Below are 13,595 nucleotides of genomic sequence, written 5' to 3' on the forward strand. Positions count from 1 at the left end.
GTAGGCAGTAGGCAGTAGGCAGTAGGCAGTAGGCAGTAGGCAGTAGGCAGTAGGCAGTAGGCAGTAGGCAGTAGGTGTCCTGTTTCCCTACTGCTTACTGCCTAAGCCCTACTCCCTTGCAGCTGTTAAGCAGCGAGATCCCGCAGCACGTACTGCAAGATGCCGCCATTCTTGAAGTAGTCGAGCTCGTCCAGCGTATCGATGCGGCAGACGATCGGCACGTTCTTCACCGTGCCGTCGCCGAAGGTCACCTTGGCGACCATCTTCTGGCGCGGCTTGATCGTGTCCAGGCCGTCGATCTCGACCAGCTCGTCGCCCTTCAAATTGAGCGAGGCCCATGAGGTGCCGTCCTCGAAGACAAAGGGGATGACGCCCATGCCGACCAGATTGGAGCGGTGGATGCGCTCGAAGGACTGGGCGATAACCGCGCGGACACCAAGGAGATTCGTTCCCTTGGCCGCCCAGTCGCGGGAGGAGCCGTTGCCGTATTCGACGCCGGCGAAGATCACCAGCGGCACGCCTTCCTGCTTGTATTCCATGGCGGCGTCGTAGATCGACATCTCCTCCTTCGAAGGATAGTGGATCGTGTAGCCGCCTTCGCGGCCGTTCTCGCCCAGCATGTGGTTGCGGATGCGGATGTTGGCGAAGGTGCCGCGCATCATCACCTCATGATTGCCGCGCCGCGTGCCGTACTGGTTGAAGTCGGCGACGCCGACGCCATGCTCGGTGAGGTACTTGCCGGCCGGCGAAGCGGCCTTGATCGAGCCAGCCGGCGAGATGTGGTCGGTGGTGATCTTGTCGCCGAAAAGACCGAGCACCCGCGCGCCCTTGATGTCGCCGATCTTGCCGAAGGCGCGGCCCATGCCGGCGAAATAGGGCGGGTTCTGCACATAGGTCGAGTGGTCGTCCCAGGCGTAAGTCTGGCCTTCCGGCACCTTGACCTTCTGCCAATAGGCGTCGCCCTTGAAGACGTCGGCATATTTGCGAGCGAACAGCTCGCGGGTGACGTTCTTCTCGATGAACTCCTGGATCTCGGCCGAGGTCGGCCAGATGTCCTTGAGATAGACAGGCTTGCCGTCGCTGCCTTCGCCGAGCGGCTCGGTCGTCAGATCCCTGGTCACCGTGCCGGCCAGCGCATGTGCCACGACCAGCGGCGGCGAGGCGAGGTAGTTCGCCTGCACGTCCGGGGAGACGCGGCCTTCGAAGTTGCGGTTGCCGGACAAGACCGCGGCGGCGATCAGGCCCTTATCGTTGATGGTCCTCGAGATCGGCGCCGGCAGCGGGCCGGAATTGCCGATGCAGGTGGTGCAGCCGAAGCCGACCAGATTGAAGCCGATCTGGTCGAGCTCCTTCTGCAGGCCCGACTTCTCGAGATATTCGGCCACCACCTGGCTGCCCGGGGCGAGCGAGGTTTTCACCCACGGCTTCTGCTTGAGGCCGCGCCGGTTGGCGTTGCGGGCCAAGAGGCCGGCGCCGATCAGCACGCTCGGGTTCGAGGTATTGGTGCAGGAGGTGATGGCGGCGATGACGACGTCGCCATGGCCGAGATCGTGATCGGTGCCCTCGACGGCGTAGCGCTTCGAGATCTCGGCGGCCTTCTTGTACTCGGTCTCCATCGCCTTGGCGAAGCCAGCGGGGATGTCCTGCAGGGCGACGCGGCCCTCGGGACGCTTCGGGCCGGCCATCGACGGCACCACATCGCCGAGGTCGAGCTCGAGCAGATCGGTGAACACCGGGTCGGCCGAGCCGGCGTCACGCCACATGCCTTGCGCTTTCGAATAGGCCTCGACCAGCGCGATGCGGTTTTCCTCGCGGCCGGACATGGTGAGGTAACGGATGGTTTCGGAGTCCACCGGGAAGAAGCCGCAGGTGGCGCCATATTCCGGCGCCATGTTGCCGATGGTGGCCCGGTCTGCCAGCGTCATGTTGGAGAGGCCGGGGCCGAAGAACTCGACGAACTTGCCGACGACACCCTTCTTGCGCAGCATCTGGGTGACGGTGAGCACCAGGTCGGTGGCGGTGACGCCTTCCTTGAGCCTGCCGGTGAGGCGGAAGCCGATGACCTCGGGCAAAAGCATGGAGACAGGCTGGCCGAGCATCGCGGCCTCGGCCTCGATGCCGCCGACGCCCCAGCCCAGCACGCCGAGACCGTTGATCATGGTGGTGTGCGAATCGGTGCCGACGCAGGTGTCGGGATAGGCGACGGTTTCGCCGTCCTCCGAATTGGTCCACACCACCTGTCCGAGATATTCAAGGTTGACCTGGTGACAGATGCCGGTGCCGGGCGGCACGACGCGGAAGTTGCGGAAGGCCTGCTGGCCCCATTTGAGGAATTTGTAGCGCTCTTCGTTGCGCTCATATTCCAGCTCGACATTGCGGGCGAAGGCCATCGGCGTGCCGAACTCGTCGACGATGACGGAGTGGTCGATGACGAGATCGACCGGCACCAGCGGATTGATCTTTTCCGGGTCGCCGCCGAGCGCCTTGATGCCGTCGCGCATGGCGGCGAGGTCGACGACGGCCGGAACGCCGGTGAAATCCTGCATCAGCACGCGGGCCGGGCGATAGGCGATCTCGACGCCAGCGGTGCCCTTGTCGGTCAGCCAGGCGGCGACCGCCTGGATCGATTCCCTGGTGACCGAGCGGCCATCCTCGTTGCGCAGCAGGTTCTCCAGCAGCACCTTCATCGAATAGGGCAGCCGGGCGATGCCGGTGAGGCCGTTCTTCTCGGCCTCAACGAGGTCGAAATAAACATAGTCCGCGCCACCTGCGGTCAGGGTGCGGCGGCAATTGAAACTGTCGAGGGATTTCGTCACGGCGATCCGTCCTTGTCTGTTCAGCCTGAAAGGGAACGGACGCCGTTGGCATGCAATCACGCGCAAAGGTGCGGGTACGGCCATTTCCGCTGTCCGCTCCCAAGCAACCCGAGCCGTTCAAGGCGGCGCGTGCGCTGGTTCGGCGCTAATTCTGATCCCGCGCCGACCGCTGGCACGGATGAACCGCATATAGAGAATTTCCCGGAATAGTTCTAGACAGTCGAAAGACGAATTTGCGTGAGGCGGCAAGCGCCGCGAAACGGTGCTTTCGGGACGGGCAAGAATGCGGCTGATCGCCGAAAATCTGGGCGGCGAGCGCGGCGGCGAGACGGTTTTCTCCAATATCGGCTTCGCGCTGGAAAAAGGCGAGGCGCTCATCGTCACCGGGCCGAACGGCGCGGGCAAATCGACGCTGCTGAGAATCGTCGCCGGGCTGCTGCCGGCCGCCGGAGGCAAGGTGCTTGTCGAGGGCGGCGGCGAGGCTTTCCCGACGGTCGCCTCGGCTTCGCATTATCTCGGCCATCTCAACGCAATGAAGACGGCGCTCAGCGTCGAGGAGAATCTCGGCTTCTGGTGCGCCTTCCAGGGCGAGCCGGGGCTGGACGTCGAAGAGGCGCTGGAGACGGTGGCGCTCGGCGGTCTCGGGCATCTGCCCTTCGGCTATCTGTCGACGGGGCAGAGGCGACGGGTGTCGATCGCAAAGCTCCTGGTCAGCCGGCGGCCGGTCTGGCTGCTCGACGAGCCGACGGCGGGGTTGGACAAAGCTTCGGAGGAACGGTTCGCGGGGCTGATGCGGGGGCATCTGGCGGATGGAGGGATCGTGGTGGCGGCAACGCATCTGCCATTGGGGCTGGAAGGGGCGAAGGTGTTGAGGATGGGCGATTGATGTCGGCGCGAGGCACCCCCCTCTGCCCTGCCGGGCATCTCCCCCTCAAGGGGGGAGATCAGCAGCTCAGGCGCCCCATTTGCCTTGCTACGCTGGAGATTGGCGAAAGCCGAGGCGACATCCAATCTCCCCCCTTGAGGGGGAGATGGCCGGCAGGCCAGAGAGGGGGGCCTGGGCGCGGGCATCTCAAATCATGCTAGCCCTCTTCCTCCGCGACATGCGCCTTTCCATCCGCGTCGGCGGCGGGGCGCTGATCGGCGTGATTTTTTTCCTCGCCGTCATCGTCACCATCCCGTTCGGCGTCGGTCCCGATCTCAATCTGCTCGCCCGCATCGGCCCGGCCATCCTGTGGATCGCTGCGCTGCTTGCCTGCCTGCTCGGGCTCGACCGGCTGTTCCAGGCCGACCGCGAAGACGGCTCGCTGGATCTCCTGGTGCTGAACAACGACCGCCACATGCTGGCGCTGACGGTGCTGACGAAATGCCTGGCGCACTGGACGGGCAGCGTGCTGCCGCTGGTGGTCGCGGCACCTCTGCTCGGCCTGTTCATGAATATGGCGCCGCGGGGCATCGGCGCCACGGCGCTCACGCTTCTCGTCGGTACGCCGGCCATCACCTTCATCGGCGCGGCGGGCGCCGCGGTGGCGGTGGCGCTGCCGCGCGGCGGATTGCTTATTTCGGTGCTGGTGCTGCCTTTGACCATTCCGGTGCTGATCTTCGGCGTTTCGGCAAGCTATGGCGCGGTGGCCGATCCGGCGCCGTTCCTGCAGCCTTTCCTCATTCTTGCCGCGCTGACGCTGTTTCTTGCGGTGCTCGGTCCACTGGCGGCAGCGCTGGCGTTGCGGCACGGGACGGATTGAGGCGACGAAGACGTTGCCTCACTGCGGCACCGCGGCAAATTGCGGACCCGCCGACGCGGGGTTATGGAAAGACATGATCGGAACGGTTGACATGGCTACGAGCAGTGAGCGGTCGCTATGAGCGCGCACGCCCTGTTCGTCACTGCCGCCTACGCCATTACCGCCCTCGTGCTCGCCGGGCTGATCGGCTGGATCCTGCTCGACCAGCGGGCGCGCAAACGCGAGCTTGCGGCACTTGAAGCGGCCGGGGTGCGGCGGCGTTCCGACAAGGCCGTCAAGCCATGAGCCTCGAAACCGAAGCGCCGCGGCGTCGCCTGTTCGTGCTTCTGCCGCTCTTGGTGTTCCTGGGGTTGGCGGGGCTGTTCCTGTCGCAGCTTCTCTCGGACCGCGACACCTCGGAAATCCCCTCGGCGCTGATCGGCCTGCCGGCGCCACAGACCGACTTGCCGCCGCTCGAAGGGACGAGCCTGCCGGGGCTCGCGTCAAAAGACTTTACCGGCAAGGTGACGCTGGTCAATGTGTTCGCGTCCTGGTGCGCGCCGTGCCGGGAAGAGCATCCGGTGCTTCTCGGCCTGTCGCAGGACAAGCGCTTCACGCTCGCCGCGCTGAACTACAAGGACCAGCCGGAAAACGCCCGCCGCTTCCTTGGCGAGCTCGGCGATCCGTACCAAGCGATCGGCGTCGATCCGGCCGGACGCGCGGCGATCGACTGGGGCGTCTACGGCGTGCCGGAGACCTTCGTCATCGGCAAGGACGGCAAGATCGCCTACAAGCATGTCGGGCCACTGACGCCGGAGTCGGCGCGGGACCTGCTGCTGCCGCAGATCGAGAAAGCGCTGTCGGCACGTTGATATTCAGGTGAGGCCGGCCTGCAAGTGGCGGCTTCCTGCGCTTCCGGTGCTCACGTACTTTAAGTACGCTCCGCTCCGGTTCTCGGCAGCCACCACTTTCGACTCGGCCTGACCTGAATCTCAACGCGCCGCAAAGTCGTGCCGGGGGTCGAAAAGGATCAGCCGTAGATCTGCTTGTGGATCTGGTAGAGCATCTCGGAACGGTCGGCGCGCAGATCGGCGAGATCGCGGCTGGACAGGTTCTCGATTTCGGCGACGAGGCGGTTGTAGTGACGGCGCTTGGCGATGCTGGCGCGGGCGCGGGAGACAAGATTGTCGAACATGACAGGGTTCCTTTCATGCCGCATTGGCGCGGCCGGTTGTTCCTCCCTGACGATTGCCAGCATGACATAGGAATGGTGCGTTGCAAAAGAAAGATGTTGCAATGCACCATTGCAGCCAGCGCATAGCCGGTTAATTGTGCACTAACAGGCCCTGCGTTTGGCGCGCGGCCATGGAGGGTCGTGCGGCTTTACGCAGTTCTCATCCGTTTTTGTCATACAAATTGCTGGCGTGCCGTCTTGCCAGAACGGCTGCGGGCTGGCTTGATCCGCGCGTCACCTGATGCCGGGAGGAAATTGATGGCGGCCGCAGACTATTACGAAGTTCTCGATCCGCGCTTCGCGCGCCTGTTCAACGGCAACGCACAGGTGGAGAAGCTGTTCACCGGCTGCCGCTGGGCGGAAGGACCGGCCTGGTTCGCCGCCGGCCGCTATGTCGTCTGGTCCGACATCCCGAACAACCGCATGTTGCGCTATGACGAAACCGACGGCAGCGTCAGCGTGTTCCGCCAGCCGTCCGGCAATTCCAACGGCAACACGGTCGACCGGCAGGGCCGGCTGGTGACCTGCGAGCATTCCGGCCGCCGCGTCAGCCGGACGGAGTTCGACGGCTCGGTCACCACCATCGCCGACAAATGGAAAGGCAAGCGGCTGAACTCGCCCAACGACGTGGTGGTGCGCTCCGACGGCTCGATCTGGTTCACCGATCCGAGCTACGGCATCGACACCGACTATGAGGGCGACAAGGCCGAAAGCGAGATCGGCGCCTGCAATGTCTATCGCGTCGATCCCGAGACCGGCGATGTCGAGGCGGTCATCACCGACATGGTGCGGCCCAACGGGCTCGCCTTCTCGCTCGACGAAAGCCTGCTTTATGTCGTCGACACCGGCCGCACGCATGGCGAGAAGAATCCGGCGCATATGCGCGTCTTCAATGTCGGCAAGCACGGCAAGAAGGTTTCCGGCGGCAAGGTGTTCGCCGACTGCACCGCCGGCCTGTTCGACGGGTTCCGGCTCGATGCGGACGGCCGCATCTGGACAAGTGCCGCCGACGGCATCCATTGCTATGACCCCGACGGCACGCTGATCGGCAAGGTGAAGGTGCCGGAAGTGACCGCCAACTGCGTGTTCGGCGGCAACAAACTCAACTGCCTCTACATCGCCGGCACCACCTCGCTCTACATGGTGCGGCTCATGGTGAACGGGGCTAAGACGTACTGACAGCGAGGCATATCAGCGGGAGAGAAAAATGCCGTTCGTCAACATCCGCATCGTCAAGGAAGTGATCGCCGCCGATCCGGCCGGCAAGAAGGCTGACATCGCCAAGAAGGTGACTGCGGCCATCATGGATGCCACCGGGCTCGGCAACGACGACGTCTGGGTGGTGTTCGAGGAGGTCAACGCCCGCGACTGGTATGTCGGCAAGACCGATGTCGAGACGCGGAGGAAGGGGTAGGGCCCTCCCTTCTCCCCTTGTGGGAGAAGGTGGCCTCGCGAAGCGAGGTCGGATGAGGGGTGTTCCAGCTTGGCGACGCCGTTTGTCCAGCGATGAGGTCGCCGTCGTCTCACTCCGCTGGAACACCCCTCATCCGTCTCGGCGCTGCGCGCCGATCCACCTTCTCCCACAAGGGGGAGAAGGTGAAGACGCGCCACTCATCATCCGCCAATAAACCCTACGAAAGCCTCGATCGCTCCACGCATCGCCCTTCGGTTCGCCGGGTCTGCCAAAATAGCCTCCACCTCGGCCGGCTTCTTGCCCAGCAGCGCGATCTCCAGCGCCGTCTCTTCATACATCGCGAAGGACATCGTCCGCATGATCTCGGCAAGTGCTGCCCGCGCATAGAGCGAGCGGGGCGAGGCGTGAACCAGCATCGCCGGCTTGTTCACCGCCGCGTCGCGCGAGACCAGCCAGTCGAGCGCGTTCTTCATGCCGCCGGGCACGCCATGCGCATATTCCGGGCAGGAGACGATGACGCCGTCCGCGCAGGTCGCTGCCTCGATCAGTCGCGCCGCTTCGGGCGGCGTGCGCTCGCCCTCGTCGTCGGGGTTGAAGATCGGCAAGCGGCCGAGGCCATCATAGACCTGGACACGGCAGGCCGCGGGCGCGTTGGCAGCCAATGCGGCAACCAGGGCCGAGTTGGTCGAGGCGGCGCGCAGGCTGCCCGATATGGCGATGATCTCGATCAAGGGAGAGCCGGACGAAGGGTTGAGTCGTCCGGCAAGCCTACCACATGGTCTGGCGGTAATCGTGGTCCAGCTCGCGGTCGATCTCGCCGGCGCTTTCGCTGAGTGCCAGCTGGTCGCGGATGATCTGGCCGAGCGTCGGCAGGGTCGCGCGGTCGTACCAGGTCTCTGGCTTCCACAAATCGGAGCGCATGAAGGCCTTGGCGCAGTGCATATAGGCGGCCTTGACCGTCACCACGATCACGCTCTGCGGCTCCTTGCCGTCGACGGCCAGCCGTTCGCGCAAGGTCGGGTCGACAGTCATGCGGGCATCGCCATTGACGCGTAGCGTCTCGTTCATGCCGGGAATGAGGAAGAGCAGTCCGACCGATGGGTTGCGGATGATGTTTTCCAGCGTGTCCAGCCGGTTGTTGCCTGGACGGTCGGGAATGGCGATGGTGGCGTTGTCGAGGATGGCGGTGAAGCCGGGCTTGTCGCCTTTCGGCGTCACGTCGGCATTGCCGGCGCCGTCGGAGGAGCCGATCAGCACGAAGGGGCTCTTGCCGATGAAGGATCGGCAATGGCCGTCGAGGACTTTGAGCTCCTTGCGGATAGAGCCGTCGGTCGGCCGGGGCGTCTTGTAGATCGTCCTCAGCTCGTCATGCGTGGTGAGGAATTCCATGCTGCCCCTCATTCTGGCGCAATTCCGGACGGAGACTACGGCGAAGTCGCCGAACCCGACCGGCAGCCGCTTTTCCTGGAATTGCTTTAATTCCCGGCCTTCTCTTCCTTGGCTTTTTCCTCCAGCGAGTGGCGCATGATCAGCGGCATCTGGCTGAAGGTGAACAGCAAAGTGATCGGGATCGTGCCCCAGACCTTGAAATAAAGCCAGGTCGCCTCGGAAAAGTTGCGCCACACGACCTCATTGAGCACGGCGAGGAACAGGAAGAACAGCCCCCAGCGGAAGGTCAGCTTGCGCCAGCCTTCGGCATCGAGCTGGAAGGCGGAATCGAAGACGTAGCCGAGCAGCGAGCGGCCGAACAGCAGCCCGCCGAGCAACGTGACGCCGAACAGTGAATTGATGATCGTCGGCTTCATGAAGGCGAAGGTCTTGTCCTGCAGGTAAAGCGCCAGCGCGCCGAAGACGAACACGACGATCGCCGAGACCAGCGGCATCAGCGGCAGGCTGCGCGTCAGCAGCCAGGAGACGCCGAGCGAAAGCGCCGTCGCGACCATGAAGAAGGCGGTGGCGATCAGGATCGGCTCGCCGAGATGGGCGAGCACCGGGAATTTCTCGGCCAGCCACTCGCCGCGAATGGTGGTGAAGAAGAACACCAGGCCCGGACCCAATTCGAGCAGGAACTTCAATCCGGGATTCATCGGCCTACGGCGTGGATCGGACGGGTCGCGTTCGAGGATGTTCATAAAAGTCCTTCTTGCGCATGATCTGGCCGAAAAGCGGGCGGCCTTTCAAGATCATGCCTTTGTTCAGGCGACGCCGGCGATCGCTCTTGCAAACTCGCTGGCGGAAAACGGTTCGAGGTCGTCGACCTGCTCGCCGACGCCGATGAAATAGACCGGCAGCCGGTGCTTGGCGGCGATCGCCACCAGAATACCGCCGCGCGCCGTGCCGTCCAGCTTGGTCATCACCAGGCCGTTGACGCCGGCGACGTTGCGGAAGATCTCAACCTGGTTCAGCGCGTTCTGGCCGGTGGTGGCATCGACCGTCTGCAGCACCGTGTGCGGCGCTTCGGGATCGAGCTTGCCCAGCACGCGCACGATCTTCTCCAGCTCGGCCATCAGCTCGGTCTTGTTCTGCAGGCGCCCGGCCGTGTCGATGATCAGCACGTCGGAGCCGGCCTCCTTCGCCTTCTCGAAGGCGTCATAGGCGAGGCCCGCCGCATCGGCGCCGAGCTTGGAGGCGACGACCGGCGATTTCGTGCGCTCGCCCCAGATCTTGAGCTGCTCGATCGCGGCGGCGCGGAACGTGTCGCCGGCGGCCAGCATCACCTTGAGGCCGCCATCGGTGAGCTTGGCGGCCAGCTTGCCGATGGTGGTGGTCTTGCCGGTGCCGTTGACACCGACGACCAGGACGACATGCGGCTTGTGGCTGAGGTCGAGCTCGAGCGGCCTGGCGACCGGCGCCAGCACCTTCTCCACCTCCGCCGCCATCACGGCGCGGACTTCGACGTCGGAGACGTCGCGGCCGTAGCGGCTGGAGGCAAGCGAATCGGTGACGCGCAGCGCGGTTTCCAAGCCAAGATCGGCGCGGATCAGCACGTCCTCCAGGTCCTGCAGCGTGTCCTCGTCCAATTTGCGCTTGGTGAAGACGCCGGCGATGTTGCCGGTAAGCTCGCGCGATGAGCGGGCAAGCCCTTCGCGCATGCGCTGGAACCAGGAGCGCCGCGGCGCCGGCTCCGGCGCCTTCACCGGCTCGGCCTTCTGCTCGACCTTTTTTGAGACGGTTACCTTGCCGGCAGAGGGCGCGGGTGTCGGCGGCGACGGCAAAGCCTCCGGCTCCGGTGCGACCTCGGCATGGATCGGCTGCAGCTCGACGGGCGCGGGCTGTCGAATAGGAGGCGCGATTTCCGCTACGGCTTCGGCGCATGGTTCCACGGAGGGCGGCGCCGCTGGTGGCACCTCGATGGGCACTGGCGTTTCGACCGGGGCTTCGGCAGGCGGCGTCGGCACTTCGACCGGTGGCTGCTCAGGCAGCGGTTCTGGACGCGAAGGCTCGATGTCAGGTTGCGTCGGCGCAGGTGCGGGCACTTCCTGCGGAGCAGGTTCGGGCGTCGGCGCAGGTTGAGGCTCGGGTTTTGCCGGCGGCACTTCCTCGGGGGCCGGCGGCTCCGGCTTCTCGGGCGCCGGCTGCGGCTCTTCTTCCGGCTCAGGCTGCGGCAGCGGTTCCGGCTCGGCGGGAATGGTGGGCTCTGGCACCGGCGGGATGGATGGAGCAGGCTCGGGCTTCGGCTCTTCGGGAACCGGTTGAGGCTCAGTCTCCGGCTTCAGCGCGTCCAGCGCGTCCCACTTGATCGGCGGCAGCGCTTCGTCGACGCGCTCCTCGACGACCTCTTTCCTGCCGAACGAAAATATCTTCTTGAAGAAACCAGCCATACGTCTCGCAGTTCTCAGGCGGCTTGCGCGGCAAGCGGGGCCGCAATCAGCCGGGCGCCGTCATGGCCGGCGACCATGGCATCGACGATCTCGCCAGGCGCGCCGGCGTCGATCGCGGCCAGCGTAAAACCTTCGGTGCGGCCGAGCCCGTCGCGCTCGACCAGGATCGATTGCCGTGTGCCGGAGAGCGACGACAAATGATGGCGATAGGCGGTCTCGCCGGCGGCGCGCAGCCTGGCGGCGCGCGCCTTCACCACCTCACGGCGGACCTGCGGCATGCGCGCGGCCGGTGTGCCTTCGCGTGGCGAGAACGGAAAGACGTGGAGATGCGTCAGGCCGCATTCCTCAACGATTTTCTCCGAATTCTCGAACATCGCCTCGGTCTCGGTCGGGAAGCCGGCGATGATGTCGGCGCCGAAGACGATGCCGGGACGCAGCTTGCGCACGTCCTCGCAGAAGCGGATCGACTGGTCGCGCAAATGCCGGCGCTTCATGCGCTTCAGGATCATGTCGTCGCCCGATTGCAGCGACAGATGCAGATGCGGCATCAGCCTTTGCTCAGTGGCGATGGCATCCAGCAGGTCGTCGTCGGCCTCGATGGAATCGATGGAGGACAATCTTAGCCGCTTCACGTCAGGCACCTGGCGCAGGATGGTCTTCACCAGCTTTCCCAGCTTCGGGCTGCCCGGCAGGTCGGCGCCGAAACTGGTCATGTCGACGCCGGTCAAAACGATCTCGGCATAGCCGTTGCCGGCCAGCCGCTTGACCTGCTCGACCACCGCGCCCATCGGCACGGAGCGCGAGTTGCCGCGGCCGTAAGGGATGATGCAGAAGGTGCAGCGATGGTCGCAGCCATTCTGCACCTGCACGAAGGCGCGCGCGCGGCCCTCGATGGCGTCGACCATGTGGCTTGCCGTCTCGCGCACCGAAAAAATGTCGTTGACGCGCGCCTTCTCGGTGTCGTTGACGCCGAAATCGGGCAGCGCGCGGTAGGAGTTGGCCTTGAGCTTCTCCTCATTGCCGAGCACCAGGTCGACCTCGTCCATTGCCGCGAAATTCTGCGGCTCGGTCTGGGCCGCGCAGCCGGTGACGATGATGCGGGCTGAGGGGTTCTCGCGGCGGGCCTTGCGGATCGCCTGCTTGGCCTGGCGCACCGCTTCCGCCGTGACGGCGCAGGTGTTGAAGATGAAGGCGCCGCCATTGAGCTCGCCCAGGCCGGCGCTTTCGGCCTCGCGGCGCATCACTTCCGATTCATAGGTGTTGAGGCGGCAGCCGAAGGTGACGACGTCGATACCTGTCGTGGTGGAGGCTTGGGATACCACGCCTTTTTGAAGGGCGGACATCAGGCGGCGCTTTCGGTGTCGCGGGCCCAGGCGCCGGTCGAGGGATCGAAGCTGCCAGAAAATTCCCATTCGGCGGCACCTGTCAGGATGACGTGATCGTCGTCGCGCCATTCGACATTGAGCTCGCCGCCGCCGGGCGCGAGCAGCGAGACGCTGCGGCCGGTGCGCCTGGTACGGGCCGCCGCGACCGCGGCGGCGCAAGCCGCCGAGCCGCAGGCCTTGGTGAGGCCGGCGCCGCGCTCCCAGGTACGGATGATCATGGTTTCGGGCGAAGTCACCTGGGCAATGGTGATGTTGGCGCGCTCGGGGAAGATCGGATGGTTTTCGAGCAGCGGGCCGAAGCGGTCCAGCTCATAAGACCAGACGTCGTTGTCGACCCAGAAGATCGCGTGCGGGTTGCCCATCGACACCGCCGAGGGCGAATGCAGCACCGGGGCATCGATCGGGCCGATCTGCAGCTCGATCATGCGGGTGTCGCGGAATTCTTCCGCCAGCGGGATCTCCTGCCAGCCGAAACGCGGCTTGCCCATGTCGACCGAAATAAGACCGTCCGCATGCTCCTGCGCGTTCAAGACGCCGGCGCGGGTCTCGAAGGTGAAGCTCTTGTTGCCCGTCTCGGCGGCCAAAGCCTGCACGACGCAGCGCATGCCGTTGCCGCAGGCCTGCGCGCTGGTGCCGTCGGAGTTCAGGATGTCGATATAATAGGCCGTGCCCGGCGTCTTCGCGTCGTGGATCGCCATGATCTGGTCGAACTTCGTCGCCGCGTCGCCATTGAGGACGATCGCGGCCGCCGCCGTCACCTTGTCGGCGCGGCCGCGCATATCGGCAACGATGATCTCGTTGCCGATGCCGTTCATCTTGGCGAAGGGGGCGCTGCCTGCCATCTAACCGGTCGTTCCAATCCGTTGGCCAATCCGTTTGGGCGCTATATGGCGGAAACGGGCGGGAATTACCAGTCCGGCGTGGCTCTGGCGACGACGAAGAAGAGGCCGCGCAGCGACCGGTCGCGCCGCGACGACCAAGTGGTCGCGCCAGCGACGACCAGGTGGTCGCGCTTATGTTACCGCGAAGACGCCGAGCACGATCAGCAGGAAGATGATCAGCACGATGCCGATGAGGATGCGCGCGCCGGTAGCGGCCGCGCCTGCCAAAGCCGGCATGCCGAGCAGGCTCGCGGCGGCGGCAATGATGAGAAGGATGATGATCCACCTGATCATGGGGAAGCTCCAGCGGTTTGCGTCGT

15 protein-coding genes are annotated in these 13,595 nt (G+C 65.0%); 6 read left to right on the plus strand and 9 right to left on the minus strand.

The window, feature by feature from the left end:
- Positions 1–125: 125 nt before the first annotated feature.
- Positions 126–2,816, minus strand: a complete 2,691-nt coding sequence (gene acnA, locus LB523_RS07080; protein ID WP_224601830.1) for an aconitate hydratase AcnA — start codon at positions 2,814–2,816, stop codon at positions 126–128.
- A gap of 283 nt (positions 2,817–3,099) precedes the next feature.
- Here acnA and ccmA point away from each other — a divergent pair, with 283 nt between their 5' ends.
- The 4 genes from ccmA (at position 3,100) to LB523_RS07100 (ending at position 5,412) form a co-directional block, all read left to right on the plus strand.
- Positions 3,100–3,702, plus strand: a complete 603-nt coding sequence (gene ccmA, locus LB523_RS07085; protein WP_224601832.1) for a heme ABC exporter ATP-binding protein CcmA — start codon at positions 3,100–3,102, stop codon at positions 3,700–3,702.
- A gap of 193 nt (positions 3,703–3,895) precedes the next feature.
- The gene (gene ccmB, locus LB523_RS07090) at positions 3,896–4,561 is read left to right on the plus strand and encodes a heme exporter protein CcmB (RefSeq protein ID WP_224601835.1); all 666 of its coding nucleotides are present in this window, start codon (positions 3,896–3,898) and stop codon (positions 4,559–4,561) included.
- 117 nt (positions 4,562–4,678) lie between these two features.
- Positions 4,679–4,846: a heme exporter protein CcmD gene (gene ccmD / locus LB523_RS07095; RefSeq protein WP_224601836.1), complete on the plus strand. Its 168-nt coding sequence runs from the start codon at positions 4,679–4,681 to the stop codon at positions 4,844–4,846.
- On the plus strand, positions 4,843–5,412 hold the full coding sequence (locus tag LB523_RS07100) for a DsbE family thiol:disulfide interchange protein (RefSeq protein WP_224601839.1): 570 nt from the start codon (positions 4,843–4,845) through the stop codon (positions 5,410–5,412). The genes ccmD and LB523_RS07100 overlap by 4 nt, the downstream gene beginning before the upstream one ends.
- Before the next feature lie 158 nt (positions 5,413–5,570).
- Here LB523_RS07100 and LB523_RS07105 read toward each other — a convergent pair whose 3' ends face one another.
- Positions 5,571–5,735: a hypothetical protein gene (locus LB523_RS07105; RefSeq protein ID WP_224532113.1), complete on the minus strand. Its 165-nt coding sequence runs from the start codon at positions 5,733–5,735 to the stop codon at positions 5,571–5,573.
- A 297-nt stretch (positions 5,736–6,032) separates the two neighbouring features.
- Between LB523_RS07105 and LB523_RS07110 the strand changes: the two genes are divergently transcribed.
- Positions 6,033–6,953 carry an SMP-30/gluconolactonase/LRE family protein gene (locus LB523_RS07110; protein WP_224601841.1) on the plus strand — a complete coding sequence of 307 codons (921 nt, stop codon included), beginning with the start codon at positions 6,033–6,035 and terminating at the stop codon, positions 6,951–6,953.
- 28 nt (positions 6,954–6,981) lie between these two features.
- A complete protein-coding gene (locus LB523_RS07115; protein WP_140684309.1) occupies positions 6,982–7,188 on the plus strand; it encodes a tautomerase family protein in 207 nt (68 codons plus the stop codon).
- A 200-nt stretch (positions 7,189–7,388) separates the two neighbouring features.
- Here the strand turns inward: LB523_RS07115 and LB523_RS07120 are convergent, their stop codons facing one another.
- From LB523_RS07120 to LB523_RS07150, 7 genes are all read right to left on the minus strand, one after another.
- The gene (locus tag LB523_RS07120; RefSeq protein ID WP_224601843.1) at positions 7,389–7,919 is read right to left on the minus strand and encodes an NADPH-dependent FMN reductase; all 531 of its coding nucleotides are present in this window, start codon (positions 7,917–7,919) and stop codon (positions 7,389–7,391) included.
- 37 nt (positions 7,920–7,956) lie between these two features.
- Entirely contained in the window at positions 7,957–8,577 is a 621-nt protein-coding gene (locus LB523_RS07125; RefSeq protein WP_224601845.1) for a pyridoxamine 5'-phosphate oxidase family protein, read from the minus strand.
- Between the two features lie 86 nt (positions 8,578–8,663).
- Positions 8,664–9,320 carry a septation protein A gene (locus LB523_RS07130; protein WP_224601846.1) on the minus strand — a complete coding sequence of 219 codons (657 nt, stop codon included), beginning with the start codon at positions 9,318–9,320 and terminating at the stop codon, positions 8,664–8,666.
- A gap of 63 nt (positions 9,321–9,383) precedes the next feature.
- Positions 9,384–11,009, minus strand: a complete 1,626-nt coding sequence (ftsY, locus tag LB523_RS07135) for a signal recognition particle-docking protein FtsY (RefSeq protein ID WP_224601848.1) — start codon at positions 11,007–11,009, stop codon at positions 9,384–9,386.
- Positions 11,010–11,023: 14 nt separating this feature from the next.
- Entirely contained in the window at positions 11,024–12,352 is a 1,329-nt protein-coding gene (gene mtaB / locus LB523_RS07140) for a tRNA (N(6)-L-threonylcarbamoyladenosine(37)-C(2))-methylthiotransferase MtaB (protein ID WP_224601850.1), read from the minus strand.
- Complete coding sequence (gene dapF, locus LB523_RS07145) at positions 12,352–13,236, minus strand: diaminopimelate epimerase (protein ID WP_224601853.1); 885 nt, start codon at positions 13,234–13,236, stop codon at positions 12,352–12,354. Before dapF ends, mtaB begins: the two co-directional genes overlap by 1 nt.
- A gap of 171 nt (positions 13,237–13,407) precedes the next feature.
- Complete coding sequence (locus LB523_RS07150) at positions 13,408–13,569, minus strand: DUF1328 family protein (RefSeq protein WP_031195454.1); 162 nt, start codon at positions 13,567–13,569, stop codon at positions 13,408–13,410.
- Positions 13,570–13,595 lie beyond the last annotated feature (26 nt).

It is taken from the genome of Mesorhizobium sp. ESP-6-4 (assembly GCF_020164735.1).
Taxonomy (GTDB): Bacteria; Pseudomonadota; Alphaproteobacteria; order Rhizobiales; family Rhizobiaceae; genus Mesorhizobium.